At 32.1% G+C, this 19,720-nt stretch carries 19 protein-coding genes; 18 read left to right on the forward strand and 1 reads right to left on the reverse strand.

Features of this window, described 5'->3' with window-relative positions; translation table 11 throughout:
• Positions 1 to 861 precede the first annotated feature (861 nt).
• From T8I65_RS10555 to T8I65_RS10625, 15 genes are all read left to right on the forward strand, one after another.
• On the forward strand, positions 862 to 2,013 hold the full coding sequence (locus T8I65_RS10555; protein WP_322300569.1) for an alpha/beta hydrolase: 1,152 nt from the start codon (positions 862 to 864) through the stop codon (positions 2,011 to 2,013).
• 171 nt (positions 2,014 to 2,184) lie between these two features.
• Positions 2,185 to 2,985: a hypothetical protein gene (locus T8I65_RS10560; RefSeq protein WP_322300570.1), complete on the forward strand. Its 801-nt coding sequence runs from the start codon at positions 2,185 to 2,187 to the stop codon at positions 2,983 to 2,985.
• A gap of 788 nt (positions 2,986 to 3,773) precedes the next feature.
• Positions 3,774 to 5,045 carry a reverse transcriptase domain-containing protein gene (locus T8I65_RS10565; protein WP_322300571.1) on the forward strand — a complete coding sequence of 424 codons (1,272 nt, stop codon included), beginning with the start codon at positions 3,774 to 3,776 and terminating at the stop codon, positions 5,043 to 5,045.
• 142 nt (positions 5,046 to 5,187) lie between these two features.
• Positions 5,188 to 6,252: a hypothetical protein gene (locus T8I65_RS10570; RefSeq protein ID WP_322300572.1), complete on the forward strand. Its 1,065-nt coding sequence runs from the start codon at positions 5,188 to 5,190 to the stop codon at positions 6,250 to 6,252.
• Between the two features lie 50 nt (positions 6,253 to 6,302).
• Positions 6,303 to 7,061: a phospholipase D family protein gene (locus tag T8I65_RS10575; RefSeq protein ID WP_322300573.1), complete on the forward strand. Its 759-nt coding sequence runs from the start codon at positions 6,303 to 6,305 to the stop codon at positions 7,059 to 7,061.
• A 163-nt stretch (positions 7,062 to 7,224) separates the two neighbouring features.
• Positions 7,225 to 7,737, forward strand: a complete 513-nt coding sequence (locus tag T8I65_RS10580) for a hypothetical protein (protein WP_322300574.1) — start codon at positions 7,225 to 7,227, stop codon at positions 7,735 to 7,737.
• 167 nt (positions 7,738 to 7,904) lie between these two features.
• Entirely contained in the window at positions 7,905 to 8,600 is a 696-nt protein-coding gene (locus T8I65_RS10585; protein ID WP_322300575.1) for an HNH endonuclease signature motif containing protein, read from the forward strand.
• A 2-nt stretch (positions 8,601 to 8,602) separates the two neighbouring features.
• Positions 8,603 to 9,262: a hypothetical protein gene (locus tag T8I65_RS10590; protein ID WP_322300576.1), complete on the forward strand. Its 660-nt coding sequence runs from the start codon at positions 8,603 to 8,605 to the stop codon at positions 9,260 to 9,262.
• Entirely contained in the window at positions 9,244 to 9,537 is a 294-nt protein-coding gene (locus T8I65_RS10595) for a nucleotidyltransferase domain-containing protein (RefSeq protein WP_322300577.1), read from the forward strand. Before T8I65_RS10590 ends, T8I65_RS10595 begins: the two co-directional genes overlap by 19 nt.
• Before the next feature lie 193 nt (positions 9,538 to 9,730).
• Positions 9,731 to 10,303 (forward strand): hypothetical protein, encoded by a 573-nt coding sequence (locus T8I65_RS10600; protein ID WP_322300578.1) that lies wholly within the window; start codon positions 9,731 to 9,733, stop codon positions 10,301 to 10,303.
• A 186-nt stretch (positions 10,304 to 10,489) separates the two neighbouring features.
• On the forward strand, positions 10,490 to 11,110 hold the full coding sequence (locus tag T8I65_RS10605) for a hypothetical protein (protein WP_322300579.1): 621 nt from the start codon (positions 10,490 to 10,492) through the stop codon (positions 11,108 to 11,110).
• Positions 11,111 to 11,271: 161 nt separating this feature from the next.
• On the forward strand, positions 11,272 to 12,057 hold the full coding sequence (locus T8I65_RS10610; RefSeq protein WP_322300580.1) for a hypothetical protein: 786 nt from the start codon (positions 11,272 to 11,274) through the stop codon (positions 12,055 to 12,057).
• A 171-nt stretch (positions 12,058 to 12,228) separates the two neighbouring features.
• On the forward strand, positions 12,229 to 13,047 hold the full coding sequence (locus tag T8I65_RS10615; RefSeq protein WP_322300581.1) for a sulfurtransferase: 819 nt from the start codon (positions 12,229 to 12,231) through the stop codon (positions 13,045 to 13,047).
• Between the two features lie 225 nt (positions 13,048 to 13,272).
• Positions 13,273 to 14,685, forward strand: a complete 1,413-nt coding sequence (locus T8I65_RS10620; RefSeq protein WP_322300582.1) for a S41 family peptidase — start codon at positions 13,273 to 13,275, stop codon at positions 14,683 to 14,685.
• Positions 14,686 to 14,741: 56 nt separating this feature from the next.
• Positions 14,742 to 15,434 (forward strand): aspartate/glutamate racemase family protein, encoded by a 693-nt coding sequence (locus T8I65_RS10625; protein WP_322300583.1) that lies wholly within the window; start codon positions 14,742 to 14,744, stop codon positions 15,432 to 15,434.
• A gap of 559 nt (positions 15,435 to 15,993) precedes the next feature.
• Here the strand turns inward: T8I65_RS10625 and T8I65_RS10630 are convergent.
• The gene (locus T8I65_RS10630; RefSeq protein WP_322300584.1) at positions 15,994 to 17,241 is read right to left on the reverse strand and encodes an IS256 family transposase; all 1,248 of its coding nucleotides are present in this window, start codon (positions 17,239 to 17,241) and stop codon (positions 15,994 to 15,996) included.
• A 124-nt stretch (positions 17,242 to 17,365) separates the two neighbouring features.
• On the opposite strand from T8I65_RS10630, the gene T8I65_RS10635 reads away from it, so the two are divergent.
• The 3 genes from T8I65_RS10635 to T8I65_RS10645 all read left to right on the forward strand — a co-directional run bounded on the left by T8I65_RS10635 (position 17,366) and on the right by T8I65_RS10645 (position 19,586).
• Entirely contained in the window at positions 17,366 to 17,791 is a 426-nt protein-coding gene (locus T8I65_RS10635; RefSeq protein WP_322300585.1) for a hypothetical protein, read from the forward strand.
• 707 nt (positions 17,792 to 18,498) lie between these two features.
• Complete coding sequence (locus tag T8I65_RS10640) at positions 18,499 to 18,978, forward strand: hypothetical protein (protein ID WP_322300586.1); 480 nt, start codon at positions 18,499 to 18,501, stop codon at positions 18,976 to 18,978.
• A 155-nt stretch (positions 18,979 to 19,133) separates the two neighbouring features.
• Complete coding sequence (locus T8I65_RS10645; RefSeq protein WP_322300587.1) at positions 19,134 to 19,586, forward strand: hypothetical protein; 453 nt, start codon at positions 19,134 to 19,136, stop codon at positions 19,584 to 19,586.
• Positions 19,587 to 19,720 lie beyond the last annotated feature (134 nt).

A 19,720-nucleotide genomic window follows, 5' to 3' on the forward strand; every position in this document is an offset into this window, starting at 1 on the left:
TGTGGTTAATTATTGGTTTGATAAGAAGAATAGGACTATATCAACTTCTGATTAATATAGCCGGAACACGTTTAAAACTTAAAAGAGGTCCAATTTATAACTGTAACTGTCGCCACAGTATATAACAACGGTTAATCGCCAATAGACGGCAGCGTTAGAAAGAAAATAATTAAATTGACCAACAAACCAATACTAAGCCGACAACTCCGCGTCCCTTATTCCGCCAACTGGCGATAACCGAGACCGTTGTAAAGCAGTATTTAGAATGTGAAAACAAAAAAAAGAAGGCGAATCTGAATAAAAAAAACCAATCTCCCGCAACTGTTGCGCTGACCTTTTTAAGATTTTAGTAAAAACAAAAACCACTCAAACGCAAGGTTTATGGGAAAAGTTTACAAGGTTGAAAAATGGATAAATTGAATGCTCTTAAAATCAGTTTGCGGATTCTTACACTAACTTGAAAAAGAGAAAAAAAAAATTCAGGTTGTTATTCTGACTTTTACTCAAGAATGAAAAATGGATAAATTGAATGCCTTTAGATCTATAAAACCGATTTTTACTCAGCCGTAAAAAAAATGCATAAACGATTAAGAAGAAAAGAATTCAAACGGACTCTTACTCAAACGTGAAAAATTGATTTGAAATTTAGAAAAGAAGAAAAACAAAAAAGCAGACAACAGAACAACATATTCCGAAGTAAATACCGCATTACAACATCGTTTAACAGCAAATAGCGGGCATTGTGGTGAAAAGTGCTATTTTAGACATCAAGTGAAAACCAACTAAGCCGACAAGAACGCGTCCTTACTCCACGCCACTTGCGTTAAACAAGACCGTTATGTGTAAGCTTTAAACAAACCTATGATTAAAAAAATATCTCTTATCGTTTTAATTTCATGTATTTCATGGACTTACGCTCAAGAAATTAAATTTAAAACATCTGAAAAAGGAATAAATATCGGCCATATCGATACAATTTATTCTAAGATTTTAAATGAGGAAAGAGAAATTCTCATTTACCTCCCAGAAAGTATAAAATATGATGACTATAAAAGAGAAAAATATCCTGTAATATATCTTCTAGATGGTAGATATAATTTTCTTCAATTGGTAGCTTTGGAAAGACAGTATGCCGAAAAAAATGACACTAAAATTCTGCCAGAAATGATAATTGTTGGTATTTCAAATGAAAACCAAAATAAAAGACAATTAGATTATTCCCCAACTATTTCAGGAAATCCTGAAAGCTACGGCAGAGGCGATCAATTTTTAGGTTTTATAAATGAGGAATTATTTAAGTACATAGAAAATCGATATCCAGCATCAGATCAAAATAGAACTATTATCGGACATTCTTTTGGAGGAGTTGCGGTATTGAATGCACTATCAAGACATTCAGATTTGTTTGAAAATTATTTGTTGATTGATGCAAGTTTTTGGTTTGAGAATGAACTATTTCTAAATGATTCAGAGTATGGTCTAAAGAATAAAAATCTGACTAATAAAAACCTGTTCATAGGTATTGCCAATACTTCTCAATATGGTAGCACTCTTGAAACGATTCAGAAAGACACCCTTAGTGTGAATAAGTATGTTCGTCATTCCTTAGAATTAAAAGATCAATTGAATACATCTTCCACTGGACCAAATTTAAAATGGAAATATTATGAAAATGATAGCCATGGAAGCACTGTTTTTCCAGCACAATTAGATGCCTTAAGATTTTTTTACTCTTGGTTTGAATTTAAAGAAGAAAGAAAATATCAAGGGAAATACGAACTTCCAACAAGCGAAGAAGAATCATTTTCTCGATTGACTGAAAAACATTTTAAAATGGTTTCAGATGAATTAGGTTATAATTTCTATCCAACTGTTCCTTGGCTAATCAATAATTCTGACATGCTTTTAAATTATCATAAACTTCCTAATCAGGCGAAAGAATTACTTTATCTATCAAAAAAATATTATCCGAAAAACGAACAAATTGAAAAAAAATTACAACAAATAAACTAGTTTTGGGTAAAAGCCTACACATAACATCGGTTAAGCGCAAATAGCGGGCAGTCCGGTGAAAAGTGTTATTTTAGTGACCAATTAACAAACAACAAAACCGACAAGTTCGCGTCCCAACCCCACGCCACTTGCCTTAACCAAGACCGTTGTGCTTAATACAAAAGAAAATTAATGTCGGAAGAAAGAATCTTTACTCAAAAAGAAATTTATGAAATCAGACAAATTGCATCTGAACTAAATTTTCCAATGAAATTAACAATTGACAAAGGATTTAGGGAAATTGGTTTTGATTATTTTGAATCCACTTACTTTAATTCAATTTTAAAAAAAAATGATAAAGGATATCAGATGAATTTCGTTTCATCTCAAGGAAAAAATTCTTTTTATGAAAATAAAGACTGGTTTCAATTTAAAAACATGATATTAAAATGGGTTGAGGCTTTAAAAAGAGAAAACCCCTTTTATTTAAACAAAAGAGAAAATATTGATAAACTCAGTCCTAGATTTTACAAATTACTTCAAGAAACAATAATGATAAACAATCTCGGATTTGATGAGAGTTCTGGAATGTTAATGAGAAAAAATTTAGAAATTATAGTTAAAGATTATCTGCTAGTTGTTCTTCCTGAAAAATTTGCTGTATCAATTAATAAAAAAACTATTGGTAGAATTGTACATGATTTCTATGAAATAAATGAAATGGAATTGATTCCAAAAAAATCTGAAAAATTGGAATGTATTCAAAAAGAACTAATCGAATTGAAATCTTTTTTTAAAATAATTAGCAACACTTTTAAAATTGGTAATGATTTCGCACATTATGAAAGAAAACTCAAAAATTTTACATCAAACAATATGTTAGAAAATTTGAATAAAATCGTAGAGTATGTTAGTCATCATTTGGAAGAAAGAGAAATTAAGAACAAAAGGATTAAATTAAACAATGACTTTGAGTCTGATACATTAATCTAACAATTGTACTAAGCACAACATCGTATAACAGCAAATAGCGGGCATTGTGCTGAAAAGTGTTATTTTAGTGACCAAGTAAAAAACAACAAAACCGACAAGAACGCGTCCCTACTCCACGCCACTTGCGTTATACAAGACCGTTATATGGCATTTTTACAGACAGTTTGTCACTATAAATTTAATGGTAAGAAAATTGTAACTTGCTGACCAGTTCATTGATATAAAGATATTGGATTTAGACTTTAGGTTCACTCATAAATCTATCGTCAGGATTGCCCTAGAACATCTATGGAGAATATTTGTCCGAACTATTTTCATCGGGCTGTATTTCACATTAAGTTGTTCTGTGTCGATTCCGTTTGATGCCGTTGTGTATGACAGCACAATGCCTTTGGAAACAATGGTATCAAGCTCTTTTCAGAGTAGGAAGGACGGGGCGCCAGCATTTTCTGCAAAAAATGCAAAAAAGTTGCAAAAGTCAGAAAAAACCTTAAATTTGAATGAAATGGGTACAAACAGAAACTTCAATTTAGGCTGCAGTGCTAAATCCACTTCCGCCGTCCAAAACGCCGATGAGATTTCACTTGATTTTCAAATCAAGATTGCGTTAGACTTTAGGTTCACTCATTAATCTATCGTCAGGATTGCCCTAGAACATCTATGGAGAATATTTGTCCGAACTATTTTCATCGGGCTGTATTTCACATTAAGTTGTTCTGTGTCTACATTGTAAGGTGCTGTCATACGGACATAATGTCTTCCATAAGGCCTTTGCAACACAAGAATTAATGGCAAAAACATTACTAGAAAAAATTTCCTCCCAAGAGAATTTACTAAATGCTTGGGGAAAACTTAACAAGACTAATAAATCTTCACACGGATTAGATAAAATTTCCATTGAAGAATTTGGGGATAATATTGATGATAAAATACTATCAATATCCAACAAACTTCAGTCCGGCACTTATCAATTTTCCCAAAACAGAGCAGTTTTAATTCCAAAAGATAATGGAAAGTTTAGACCACTTCAAGTTCCAAATATTTCAGACCGATTGGTTCTAAAAGCTATTGCCATTGAGCTGGAAGATCAATTTAAATCAGTAATTAAAAAAAGTGATGGAGTAAGTTTTGCTTATCAAAAGAAGTTAGGAGTTAAAGATGCTATTGATAAGATTAAAGAATTATATGACAAAGGTAACCATTTTGTATTGGAAGCTGATTTAGTGAACTTTTTCGGTACCGTAGACAAAGACGAACTCTTAAATAAGCAAATATTCCCCAAACTTAAAGATGACAGTTTAAACAATCTCATTACATCTGCTTTAAACCAAAAAATTGGTGGTTTAGATAAAATTAAAACGAAGGATAGGAAATATTTTAAAGGTTTAAACAATGGAATACCTCAAGGTAATCCATTATCTCCGTTATTATCCAACATTTACCTCTCCCCGTTTGATATTTTTCTTAAGAGTAATAATTATAACCTGGTCCGCTATGCAGATGATTTTGTAATTCTATGCGAGAGCGAAGAATTATGTAGAAAGGCTTACGAAGACAGTAAAAAAATGCTAAATAAGTTGAATTTGGAAATCCACCCTTTAGAAGAAAAAGGGAAAACAAACATTATCAATATTAACAAAGAACCTTTCGATTTTCTTTCAATCACCTTCAATGGAAGTAAATTTTACCCATCAGAAAAAAACGTTTCTAGATTTAAAAGTAAAATAAGAGATATTTGTAATGGAACTGTAGACTACAATGTTCTAACTCTACTCAAGAAAATTTCGAATGTTTATGAAGGATGGATATCTGCCTTCTACTATACAGAAATTGAGAGGTATTCAGAAGAAATAGACTACTATATTAATCGACAATTATTCTTAGTTTTAAGTAAGTATGACTGGAAATTTACTCCAAAAACTAAAGGGAAATTACCAAGAGAATACAAACAAAAGGGTGAAAGCGCAGATTGCCTTTCAAAAAAACAAAGATCAAAATCTGGTATTCCTCTTTGCGAAGAACTTCTTAAAATTAAACGGAGTAGTAAAAACGCCACATAACAACGGTTCATCGCCAATAAGCGGCACCGTTAGAATGAAAATAATTAACTTGACCAACAAACCAATACTAAACCGACAAATCCGCGTCACCTACTCCGCCAACTGGCGATAACCGAGACCGTTAGCAAACATTTTTAAGCGAATGAAGTACATCAAAATTATTCTGATTCCCATAATTTTTGCAATTGGTATAAGATTAATATTCGGAGCAGATATATTCGACGATTTTATATCAGTAATGTCGTGGACATTTTTTATTACAACACCAGCTGGAATTGGTGCTTTAATGATCTATTTCAGTCCTGCTGAGAAAGTGGAATCTTTAAAATATAGAATTTTCTATCCTTGGATTCCAGTCTTTTTAGTATTAGCTATTACCATGGTATTAATGATAGAAGGTTGGGCTTGTTGGCTGATGATTCTTCCCTTATTCCTAATTTTTGCTTCAATAGGTGGACTTACTGCTGGATATTTCAAATTAAAAAATAGAAAATCAGAAAATTTAAACATATCTATATTAGTACTTTTGCCATTTTTAATTGGACCAATTGAGCACTCAATTAATACCAACAAACAAGTATTTAGAACATATACATCAATTGTTATCAATGGTGAGAAGGAAACTATATGGAATAACGTAACTAACGTTAGAGCTATTTCAAATTCAGAAGACAATTCTCAGTTGACTAAAATATTAGGTTTTCCAAGACCTGTGGAAGCTACATTAGACAAAAATGAAATTGGAGGATATCGAGAAGCTAAATTTGAAAAAGGACTAATATTTCATGAAACAGTAACCGAATATAAGTATCTGGAATTCATGAAATTTAAAATAAAAGCAAACACTTATGAAATTCCTTCAACAACATTAGATCGACACATATTAATTGGTGGTCAATATTTCGACATGCTAGATGGAACTTATGAATTAAAAAAAATAGATTCAGATAAATATAAATTGATCCTCTATTCAAATTTTTCTTTAAATACAACTTTTAACTTTTATGCAGGAATATGGGGGAAATTTATAATGAAGGATATTCAAAATAATATTCTAGAAATCATTAAAGAAAGGAGTGAAAAAACGTTTGCTAACAACGGTTCATCGCCAATAAGCGGCAGCGTTAGAAAGAAAATAATTAACTTGACCAACAAACCAATATTAAGCCGACAATTCCGCGTCGCTTACTCCGCCAACTGGCGATAACCGGGACCGTTGTAAAAAATTTTTAACCAAAAAAAATAACTTTAAAATCTATGGCAAAATATTTAAGAACTTCAAGCATAACTGCCGAATTAGAAAATTTAATAAGAGATGCAAGAAAAGAATTATATATAATTAGCCCTTACCTTAAACTATCTGATCATATAAAAGAATTACTTAACGATAAAGAAAGAGAAAAAGTAGATGTCAGAATCATATTTGGAAAACAAGAACTTGCTCCAACAGAGATGAGTTACTTAGAAGATTTAAAATATGTTCGATTATACTTTTCTAAGAATCTTCACGCAAAATGCTACTTGAATGAAAGTAAAATGATAATTGCCTCAATGAACTTATATGAATTCTCACAACAAAACAATAGAGAAATGGGAATTCTCATTGACATTGAAAATGAAGAGGATAAGAATGTTTATGAAGATGCAGCAAAAGATATAGAATCAATTATTCATAATAGTGAAGACTTCTCATATGTAAAAGCTCCTCAAAAAGAATTTTTAAGAGATTCTAAAAAAACAAAAACAACAGAAAACTCTTTACCAAAAAATAAAAATTTTAAACAAAAAGATTATTCTAAATCAAATTACAAAACCACAAAAGAGTTATCTGAAATGACAGGAATTAGTAGCCGTAAAATTAATTCTTCCCTCAAGAAAAATGGATTTATGATAAAAAAGGATGATGATTGGTTTGCAACTACAAAAGGAGAGGAATTTGGTGGATTACAAAAAGAAGGTCAATATGGTAAATTCATAGTTTGGCCAGAAGAAATAATTGATAGTATTTTAAAATAATTTGAACAAAAAAACTTTTTACAACAACGGTTCATCGCCAATAAGCGGTAGCATTAAAAAGAAAATAATTAACTTGACCAACAACAAAATACTAAGCCGACAAATCCGCGTCCCTTACTCCGCCAACTGGCGATAACCGAGACCGTTGTGCCTAATGCATAAGATGAGAAACCTAATTACAATAATTCTGATTTTAATTCCGACAATAATTTTTAGTCAGAATAACGATCAATTTAATAATGAAGAACTTATTTGTCCACAAATATATTCTGCAACTGAATATTTGAAAAAGGACGAAACATTAAAAACAAGAAAGATAAAATTTGATCAATTCATAAGAGATGGTTGGAATTATGATAGTTTCGCACCTGACTACATTTCTTATAAATTGGATATTCCTAAAGAAAAAGTTTTTTCAACTAATTCAGAAAGAGCAAATATTATCTACAGGAAAATTGAAAATTCAAATTTTAAAAAAGGAAAGATCTTTGAAATTGATTGCTTAAAAAAGAAAAGTAAACCAAATGCAATTATTTCTAAAATTGATTCTGAAACAATGTTGATTCAAGTCACTGAAAAACGACTTGGAAAAGAAGGCTCAAGTGGCAGATTATATTTATTCATATTTGATAATTCAAACATTAAAAAAGTACTTTCAAAAGGATGGATAGAATAAATGCACTAGGCACAACAACGGTTCATCGCCAATAAGCGGCACCGTTAGAAAGAAAATAATTAACTTGACCAACAAACCAATACTAAGCCGACAATTCCGCGTCCCTTACTCCGCCAACTGGCGATAACCGAGACCGTTGTATGCAATACCTCAAGAAATAGAATAATATGAAATGTACTAAAGGTCGAGTAAATCCTAATGCACATACAAAGCTCAAATTATTTGCAGATTCTGGAGGTTACTGTCAAAATCCTAATTGTAATGAAAATTTATTCTTAAGTATAGGTAAATCAGAAATTCATATCGCGGAAATGGCTCACATAATAAGTGATAGTGATACAGGTCCCAGATCTGATAAAGATTTATCAAAAGATAAAAGAAGTACTTTTTCCAATCTAATTCTTTTATGTCCAACTTGTCATACCAAAATTGATAAGGCGGAAAAAGAATTTCCTGAAAAGATTATTATTCAATGGAAAAATAATCATAGTGAGAGGATAAAAAATCTATTTAAGATAAGAGAATATGATAATAGATTCGAGACTAGAAAAAATGTAGTAAAAATCTTGAATGAAAATAAAACCATTTTTAAGACTTATGGACCTCTCACGGAAGAACGTTTTAATCCAGAAAGTAACGTCCCAAAAATATGGCTTTCAAAAATTAGACAAATAATTTTACCTAATAATCGGAAATTATTAGGCATTATCGATGGTAATTACTCTAAACTAAAAGAATTTGAAATTGAAACTGTAGAATTGTTTAGACAACATGTGTTAGATTTAGAAGATAGGCATATTAATAACGTAGAGATCAATGCTACTCAATTCCCTAAAGAACTCAATAATATATTTAAAGATTAACTATGGCTAGAAAATCCACCTTTGAATGGATAATAGAAAAAACTGAAAATTATGATGAAATTGATTCAGTTGATATTTTAGATCAGAACCTTTTACAAATTTCAAGAGATGACGGCGAGGTTATAATAGTAACAACAATATCTAATAAGAATATAAGCCTTGCCGATATAAAAAGTCTAATTGAAAAGAATGATGCAAACTTCATTTTACACACAAAAAAAGATCCGTTTATTTGCGGATCAGTGTATGTTTTTTTAGAAGGGAGAAGTAAGATTATTGGTAGTTTCGGTGATCTTTTTAGAGTACTCAAAGAATCTGATATATCTAATTACTTACATCCACAAACCAAATTTATTACAAGAGGATTAAATCAGCACGATAAAGTCATAGATATAACTCGGATAGATAACAAAAGATATGAGATAAAAAGATACAATCTACCTTCTGTCACGATTATAGCCCTTGATGATTATGATATAGGTTTGGAATCAATTCGAAGCGCAATTGAAAATTATGGAGAATTTGATGCAGTTCTAAAAGCTAATCCTAATGGGAAAATCACAGAATCAGCATATGAACTTGCTGAATCCAAAAATTTTAAAATTTTAAAATGGGGTGAACTTATGGGTAAACTTAATTTAAAATGGAACTGGAAGAAATAAATAAAGAACTTGAAATTCTCTATGAAGAACTTGAAAAAAAACTAAAAAATGTTCACGTCTATTTATTCGGATCAATATTAAATAATCCAAAAAAAGCTAATGACCTGGATATTTTAATTTTATATAATGATATAGATCAAGTAAAATTTATAAAAGAAAAATGTGATATTATTAATCTTATTTATCCTATACATATTTTGTATCTGACCTTTCAAGAAGAAAAAGAATTACAATTCACTTCTGAGCAGAATACCAAATTAGTTTTTAAGATATAGTTATCGGTACTGCATACAACATCGGTTCATCGCAAATAACGGGTATTGCAGAAAAAGTGTAATTTTAGAAACCAGGAAAGAAAATAACTAATCCGACAAGTCCGCGTCCCTACTCCCGCAACTTGCGATAACCGTAACCGTTGGGCACAATTGGTTAAGAAAGATCAGTTTCATTAAAGAAAAAAAAACTGAAATGATAAAAAGATGCTTTATTGGTATTATTCTTAAGGTCTTTACCATTATCACTGTAACATCTTGCGGAGTCCAAAAACAAGATAATTCGGTAGAAACACAAAATAATTATATAATTCAGGAAATAACAAGAACTAAAAATTCCATTGATCCTGAAATATCATATTACTATATTTCTAATATAGATTCAATTACAAATCAAAATGCGCAAATAAATTTAGTTTTTGATTGTGATTTACAGATAGCTGCTTGTTGTAGAGATATTGAATTAAATCAAAAAGGAAAGGACTTGAAAGTCGATACATTTTTCTATTTAAAAGATGATAAGTGCATAAATCCAGATATTTTTAAACAAGGTAACCCAATAAATATTAACCTATCCAAGGGTAATTTCGAATCTGAATTAAAAATTTTTAAAGTTGAAATAGAAACTTGTAAATGTCACGGTAAATACACTAACCGAAGCAAAAAATATAGAGATTCAATTTATATTTATCCTTATGAATTAAAGTTTTTAAAAATCAGTAAAGAAGAAGAAAAAATAATAAAAAGAAATTTGAAAGGTATCGGCTAAAACCAACAGTGCCCAACAACGCATATTCGCAATTGCGGCCATTGAACTAAAAGAAAGTTTAATAGAAACCAAGAATTAAAAACTAAATCGGACAAATCCGTATATTCACTACCACAACTGACGAATATACGAGACCGTTGTGCAGCATTTAATATCAAAATCCAATTTGGAAAAGAAAAAGGAAAAATGAAAAAAATAATATTTCTGATACTTTTAATTATCACTTTTAATCCACTATTCTCTCAAACGGAAAAAGAAAAACTTTTCGAAAAAAATATTGATTCAATTATGGCGGAATTACGTTTTAGTTATCAGTACGATCAAGCAATGAGAGAATATATACTTTTCAAAACATTTGATAAATCAATCATTGATAGTCTTGAAACTCTAGACGATCCAAGAGAATACATTTTTGCACACAATTTTGAAACAAATAAAGTAAAAAGAATTTGGGATGAATTTATTCATCCGGCAGATGATAAATTCACAGAACTAATGATTGATATATCTAACAAATATGGATATCCAAGTTTAAAAAGAATCAATAAATATTATGATGGCATTGTTCCGCCAGAATTTGACCCAACAATCTTATTGATTCACTCACGAAAAAAATATTGGTCTGAAATCAACACAATGGTTGAACGTGAATTTAAAAATGGAAATATGGGGAAATGTGACTATGGTTATATAAAATGGCATATTTCGGGCCGTAAAGAAAATTCATTTTTAAAGGAAAACGGAATTAAGTTCGCAGCTGGAGATAATGGACAGGTATATTATATTGATTCGTGCGAAGACAAGTAATTAAACGCAGCACAACAACGGTTCATCGCCAATAAGCGGTAGCGTTAGAAAGAAAATAATTAACTTGACCAACAAACCAATACTAAGCCGACAAATCCGCGTCCCTTACTCCGCCAACTGGCGATAACCGAGACCGTTGCCAACAAGTATTTTAGAGAAAATTGACTGAACTATATAAGAAAAAAGGAATTTGTATTTGGTGTTCAAGATCAAGTAATGAAACTTCATTTCTGACTAAACCACATACCATTCCTAAAAAATTAAATGCACACAAAATTGGATTTGATATTTGTGATCAATGCAATAAATATTTTGGCTCGGATAATAACGAAGAAAAAATTAAATATTCAATTGATAAAATTACAAAAGAGATATTTAATGTTCATAGATTTCTATTGAGCAACAAAAAAGACTCTAATTCTTGGAAAAAATTTAAATCTCAATTTTTCAATTATTATCACTCAAAAAATGCACTTAAAATCAAAATTGATTATCGAAAAAATATTGGTTTTGAAGAAGCATTTACTAAAAAATTTAAGAGAGGGATTTATAATATTTTCCTTCAAGAATATCATAGAAATACAGAAAATGGTTTAGACGCACAATTTGATGAAATTAGAAATTTTGTAAGATATGATATCGGAGATTTGCCATTATATCATCTCAAAAATCGGACAGGAATTCGTTTAACTGAGGATCTAGATATGCCACTGGAATTTTCATTCAATCAACACGTCCAAAGTATTATAGATAGATATGGATTTTATCATATGACACTTAAAGGTTTAAATTTTTTCATCGCAGTAAACCAAAAAGCTTTCGAAAATATTGATAATTACTTAATTCCAGAATGTAAATATTTAATGGGTTCTGGATTTGTTTTTAATAAATTGATAGAGATCAAAAAAATTTCTCAAATTGATTTTACAATACAAGATTGGAGTTAAAAATACCAGTTGGCAACATCGGTTCATCGCAAATAACGGGTCTAGTCGAAAAAGTGTAATTTTAGAAATCAAGAAAGAAATTGGTTAATCCGACAAGTCCGCGTCCTTACCCCCGCAACTTGCGATAACCGTAACCGTTACCCAAAATTATAAACCAAGTTTTCGTTGCTAATGAAAAATCCGATTTTAAGCGTTGAAGAATTAAATGAAATTTTAGCAAATGAAAATATTATAATATTAGATTGTAGCACGGAATCTAATATAGCAGGGATTCAATCAGACGTTGAAAACATTAAGATTAAAGGAGCGAGAAAATTTGACCTTAAAAATGATTTTAGCGACTCTGAATCCATTTTCCCCAACACGCTGCCTAATCCTGAGCAATTTCAAATTAAGAGCAGAAAATTAGGTATAAATGACTCAAGCAAAATAATCTTGTATGATAATTTAGGTGTTTACCATAGTCCAAGAGTTTGGTGGATGTTTAAAATTATGGGTCATAAAGATGTATCGGTTCTTAATGGAGGATTACCAGAATGGATTAAAAGAAAATTTCCCACTCAACAAGAATATGATTTGGAATTTAATGAAGGAAATTTTAAATCCGACTTCCAGAATAATATGATTTCAGATCTAAATTTTATAAAGCATAATTTAGAAAATGATGAAATATTAGTAATTGACGCAAGAAGTTCTAAACGATTTAATAGTTTAGAAACAGAGCCGAGAAAAAACTTAAGAAGTGGAAACATACCAAATTCAATAAATATTCCATTTGAAAAAGTTCTAAACAGTGGGAAATTTAAAAAATCAGAGGATTTGAAATTAATATTTGAAAACATAAATGAAACTTCTAAGAAATTGATCTTTAGTTGTGGATCAGGAGTAACAGCTTGCATAGTTTATTTAGCGAGTGAATTAGTACTGGAAAATAAAAAATCTTTATACGATGGTTCCTGGACTGAATGGGGAACTTTGGAGAAAATCTAAATATTATAACTTTGGGTAACAACGGTTCACCGCAAATAACGGGTAGTTGGTTGAAAACTGTTATTTTAGAGACCAATTATTAAAACAACTAAGCCGACAAATCCGCGTTCCTACTCCCGCAACTTGCGGTAACCGGGACCGTTGGCAACAAGCTAATATGATGATCCTGCAACAATAAAATTTTTTTATCGTCTTTAAACTATCAACTCTAAAACAATTAAAAAGATGAAAAAAATTTTTCTATTAATTTTTATTCTAAGTCTAAACACAGCTTCTTCTCAAAACGAATGTAATTGTGCGGATGCAATGCAAAAAATTATAAGCCAAATTGAAAATGACTATCCTGGATTTCAAGAAAAGACCAAGGATACGTTAATTTACAATAGTCTAAAAAAACAATTGATTAGCGAATCCGAAAAGACAAATAATGATAAATGTATTGATATTCTTAAAAAATACACATCATTCTTTAAAGACGGTCATATTTGGATTTTACCAAATGAACAAGATAAACCGATAGTCAAAAAGAAAAAAAACGAACCTGAAAAATTCGACATAAATATTACAGAGTTTAAAAGAAAAGTTAAAAAATCAACAGATAAATTTGAGGGGATTTGGAAAAATGAAAACTATACGGTCGGAATAAAAAAAACAGGCGAAACCCAATATACAGGTTTTATAATTGAAACCGATAATCCAAATTGGAAACCGAATGATATAAAATTTCAATTAAACGGTAAAAAAGACGTGGCTTATTATCTGTCCGACCATTCTTTGTATAATGACACTTATGAATTGTATGATAATTATCTTCTTCACATAAATAACTTGAAGTCAAATTTTATCAATCAAAATATTTATGAAAAATTAAACCCAACAGAAATTAAAGACAAAATAAATGTAATTGACGGCTTTTATTTTAAAAAACTAACAACAAAGTCGGCATTATTAAGAATATCCAGTTTCAATTATCCTTATGTAGAACGAATTGAAAAATTAATTGAAGAAAACAAATCATTAATTGAAAAAAGCGAAAATCTGATTATCGATATTAGGAATAATGGCGGAGGTACAGATAATGCTTATGCGGACATACTTCCGTTGATAATTACTAATCCAATTAGAAATATTGGCGTAGAACTTTTATCTACTCAAGGTTTGATTGATGGAGTTACTAAATACAAAAACGGTCTTGAAGAAAAAGATTCATTAAAGAACAAATCAAAAATACAAGAATTAGATAGCCTCATTTTTATTTACAAACAAAACTTGGGTAAATTTATAAATCTTGATGAAAAAACCGTAGAAATCGACACTATTAAAAAAGCTGAAAATAGCCCTAAAGAGGTCATTATTCTAACAAATAGTGGAGTAGGCAGTTCAGCAGAAAATTTTGTTTTAAAAGCTAAACAAAGCAAAAAAGTCAAAATATTAGGAACACCAACAGCCGGAGTTTTAGATTATGCGAATGCCTATTTTTTTAAATTTGGTTGCGATAATTACAAATTACTATTACCAACTTATAAATCGTTACGGCTTCCAGAATATCCAATCGACAACATAGGAATCCAACCTGATGTTTATTTGGATGAAACAGTAGGAGATTGGGTACAATATGCGATAGATTATTTAGAATAAGAAAGAAAGTCATAAAAACAGATGTTGGACTCCTGTTATTCACAATAGAGATTAATATGAAAAAAATAGGATTAATTGGAGGAATGAGTTGGGAATCTTCTCAAGTTTATTACAAAATCATAAATGAAAAAGTACGTGAAAAATTAGGTGGGTTTCATTCATCAAAATGCATCTTGGAGTCCGTGGACTTCGCAGAAATAGAAAAGTTACAATATAGGAACGACTGGACAGGATTAAATAAAATAATGTCTGAATCTGCAAAAAACTTAGAGAATGCAAAAGCTGATATTATCATTTTATGTACAAATACTATGCATTTATGCAGTGATGAAATAATAAAGAATATAAATATTCCATTTCTACATATTGCAGAGGCTACAGGCGAAAAGATTGTTGAAAAAGGTATTGATAAAGTTTTGTTGCTTGGCACAAAATTCACAATGGAAAAAGAATTTTTCAAGAACACTCTCTACAACAATTTTGGTATTGAAGTAATTATACCAAATAAAGATGATAGAGAGACTATACATAAAGTGATATATGAAGAATTAGTTCACGGAAAATTACTACATCAGTCCAAAGAAAAATTCAGCAAAATAATCAATGATTCTATAAAAATTGGAGCTGCAGGAGTTATTTTAGGTTGTACAGAAATTCCTTTATTGATTCAAAATAAGGATGTAGATATTCCTGTATTTGATACTACAAGAATTCACGCTGAAAGTGCAGTTGAATTTGCGTTAAATTAGCCGGTTGCCAACAACGGTTCATCGCAAATAACGGGTAGTTTGCTGAAAATTGTTATTTTAGAGACCAATTATGAAAACAACTAAGCCGACAAGTCCGCGTCCTTACTCCCGCAACTTGCGATAACCGGGACCGTTGGCAATAATTTTTTAACAGAGAATGTCTGAATCAATTTACTTACTGGCAACTATTGAAGCTAAAGGTGAAAACAGAAAAGATATTAATAAGGTAAGAAGTTTAACGGAAAAAGATTTTCAAGAGTATTCCAGATATATTTCAGATTTAAATGACTATGAAAAAGAAAATTCTCTTTTTGAATTAATCCCATTAAATCATAAAGATTTTCAATCCAGAGTAACATATTATACTCGAGAATATAAGATTAATATAAACCAAGGAAATTCAGTTTATATTGACCTTAATAGACATATTTTGAATTGTCTATTTTCCTTTAGAACATATTTAGATCATAGTGAATCAAGACTTAAAAGAAAGTTTGGAAAAAATTCAAAAGAATTAAAACACTTTAAAGGGGAGTGTAATTTAAACTCTGTCCGGTCCTCAGCCCCTCCGGGGGGTACCCCCCGGAGGGGCTGTGCTCAAATCGAGCGGCATGCGGCCCTCAAATTTAATAAAAAATTGTTGGGCGGTCGTTGCCCAGTTCTGTAATGGCGATGTCCACTTCTTCTGAATGTTCATGGTCGCCAGATAGATCAGCTTCATAAGGGCCATGTCGCTGGTGAACGCGCCCTTGGTCTTGGTCACCTTCCGCACCTGCCTGTGGAACCCCTCTACGGCGTTGGTGGTGTATATAATCTTCCTGATGGGGGCGGAATATGCGAAGTAGCTCGATAGGTTCTCCCAGTTGTCGTTCCAGCTCTGGATGACCACCGGGTACTTCTTGCCCCATTTTTCCTCCAGGTCCAGCAGTTCGTCCTCGGCCTCCTCCTTGCCGTTGGCCCTGTATACCAGTTTCAGGTCGCGCATGAACTCCTTTTGGTCCTTGGAGGCTACGTACTTGAGCGAGTTGCGTATCTGGTGCACGATGCACAGTTGGACATCGGTCTTTGGAAAGATGCTCAGGATGGCATCGGTGAACCCTTTCAGGTTGTCCGTACAGGCTATCAGTATGTCCTGGAGCCCACGGTTGTTCAGGTCGGTGAGCACTTGCAGCCAGAAATTGGCCCCCTCGCTTTCCGAGATGTACATGCCCAGCACGTCCTTATGGCCGTTTTTGTCGATTCCCAGTATGTTGTAGATCGCTTTGTGGCGGACCTTGCCGTCCTCCTTGACCTTGTAGTGCATGGCGTCCAGCCAGACGATACAGTACATCACGTCCAATGGCCTTCGCTGCCATGCCTTGATATCGGGTATGATCCGATCGGTGATATCGGTCAGCACGCTGTGCGAGATCTCGGTATCGTACATTTCCTTGATATGGGCGCAGATGTCCCGATAGCCCATCCCCAGACCGTAGAGGCCGATTATCTTGTCGGCCAGGTTGTCCGCCAAAATGGTCTGTCGCTTTTTTACGATCTCGGGCTCGAAGCTGCTTTGGCGGTCCTGGGGCGTTTTGATCTCGAAAGTACCCACACCGGTCTTCAGGGTCTTTTTGCCCTTGCCGTTGCGCTTGTTGCCCTTGAGACGCTCATCATCGTCAAGATGAGCCTCCATCTCGGCCTCTAGGGCCTTGTCAAGGAAATTTTGGAGCAGCGGTGCAAAAGCGCCGTCCTTGCCGAAAAGGCTTTTCCCAGTCGTAAATTGTTCAAGTGCTTTTTTTTCAATGTTGTTCAGTTCTTCCTGTGTCATTTTTCAATCTGTTTGAATATTAATATAAAAAATCTATTCAGACAGAGTTTAAATTACACCCTCCTTTAAAGGTTTAACATCAAGCTGTTACGACAATCATTTCTCATATCGTTTTTTATATAAATTGAGAAATTATGCACAACATTGTGGTTTGCCAACTGGTTCAATAATTTTTAATGAAAATGCTGATGGTAAAAGTTTGAAGATAAAAATTTCAAGAAATGCCTTGTTGGAAAAATATGACTCTTGGGGTAAACTTGTAAAATCTGAATTAGAAAAGCAAGAAGAGGAATTTGATTTGATACCATTATTAGATGAACTAGTCGATATTGTAGGTGAAATCAACAGGGAAATGGATTCTATAATAATCAAAGGATTTCAAAGACAAGGATTTTATTTATTTTCTTTAATCGATGAAGCTCAGAAAAAAGAAACTGGAACACCGTGTATTCTTAAATTCCTTCCAGGAAACAAAAAATCTGATTTTAAAATTGGCTGGTTCCCAATTCAAATAATTTCTAAAGTAACTGGAATTAAAATTGTCGAATAAAAAACAATTGCCAACATCGGTTCACCGCAAATAACGGGTTTAATCGAAAAAAGTGTAATTTTAGAAACCAGGAAAGAAAAAAGTTAAGCCGACAAGTCCGCATCCCTACTCCCGCAACTTGCGGTAACCGTAACCGTTATATGCTATTGCTCCGCACATTTTTAGCTACAATGAACAATAATTCTTCTAATCCGACAAATATGTGCATGTAAGCCTTCATCCGAAAAATCCGAAGTAAGAACTTTTAGTAAATCATTAACTTACATGATTCAGATCCGAAATGAGTTTTTACATTTATCGTTCAACTAAAATTTTATGCATAAGAACACCGACTTTCAATTGAATATTTACGCTAAAGAAGTTTCAGTTTAAACGGGAGAAATATAATGCGCGGCAAACTGGAGTTTCTCACGGTTCGGTAAAACTACGACGGACGCTCACTCTTGCGCAATGATTTCAGATAAGAAAATGATTAGAGATCTAAACTTTTAATGTTCCCGACAGCGGCAAATCTCTCGTTCTTACTCAGACGTATCGCAACAGCATATAACAACGAATATTCGCAATTGTGGCCATTTGAAATAAAATAGTATTTTTAGAAACCAAGAAACAAAAACCTAAGCCGACAAATCCGAATACGTACAACCACAACTGACGATTATTCGAAACCGTTGGCAACAAGCTTGACATAAATTAAATAAAGAAGAATGGCATTTTGGAATAATCTAAATTTTACTTTAAAAAGGAATCCAAAAAATCCGACTGAATTTGTCCAAAGATTTATTCAAGATTGTAAAAAAAGCCGTGTTCAATTAGAAATAATTAGAGAAGACCAAGTTCTAATTCAAGTGGACTCACTCCGATATACGCCATCATGGTTTAAAATTTTCAAAATCGATCCAGAAGAATTTAAAAATGGATATGCAATCTTCTTTATTCTAGATCAGGAAGAATTAGGAAAAAACCAAAAATATATCGAACTAAAAAAATCAGATTTAGAACTCCTGGAACATGATGAAATGCTTGAAAACACCCCAATAAAAACATTTGTAAAATTTATAAAGCAGACAAATGATCCGATTAAACTAGGCTTGGAAATGAAGAATATAATCGATGTTATTTTTAAAACAAATGAAAAAGATCCACAGGCACTTTTTAATTTAAGATATTTAGATGTTCAAGGTTAAACGCCAGTTGCCAACAACGGTTCACCGCAAATAACGGGTAGTTTGATGAAAATGTCTATTTTAGAGACCAATTATTAAAACCACTAATCCGACAAATTCGCGTCCTTACTCCCGCAACTTGCGGTAACCGGGACCGTTGGCACCAATGTTAGAAAATGAGCACTAAAGAAGATAAAAGCAATTCTCTACTGATTAAAAACGATGAAAATTCAATAAGAATTAATGTGATCGGACGAGCTTATCCTTCTGCTGACAATGATTGGGATAAAAGCTGGTTGAAATCTGAATTGGAATTTAAACTTGGCTCCTTTTATGGCAATATAAAAACTAAGGTCCAAATAGACGATTTCACCAACTTTGCGAAAGAGTTAGAAGAACAATATGAAACTCTTCTGACAAATTCATCTTTTGAACCTAGAGAAGAAAATATTAGACTAAACTTTACGAATCAATACGGAGGTTTTATCGAGGTACGATTCATTATAATGGATCAAGTTGGATTAGGGCATGAATTAACTGGAGAGTTTATAATTGACCAATCTTATCTGCCGAATATTCTCGATCAAATAAGAAGTATTATTCAATGTGATGGAAAATCTAAAAAGTGAAACGCTACAAAACACAGGTGCCAACATCGGTTCATCGCAAATAACGGGTTTATTCGAAAAAGTGTAATTTTAGAAACCAGGAAACAAAAGAGTTAATCCGACAAGTCCGGGTCCCTACTCCCGCAACTTGCGAT

It is taken from the genome of Christiangramia sp. OXR-203, assembly GCF_034372165.1.
In the GTDB taxonomy this organism is placed as follows: Bacteria; Bacteroidota; Bacteroidia; order Flavobacteriales; family Flavobacteriaceae; genus Christiangramia.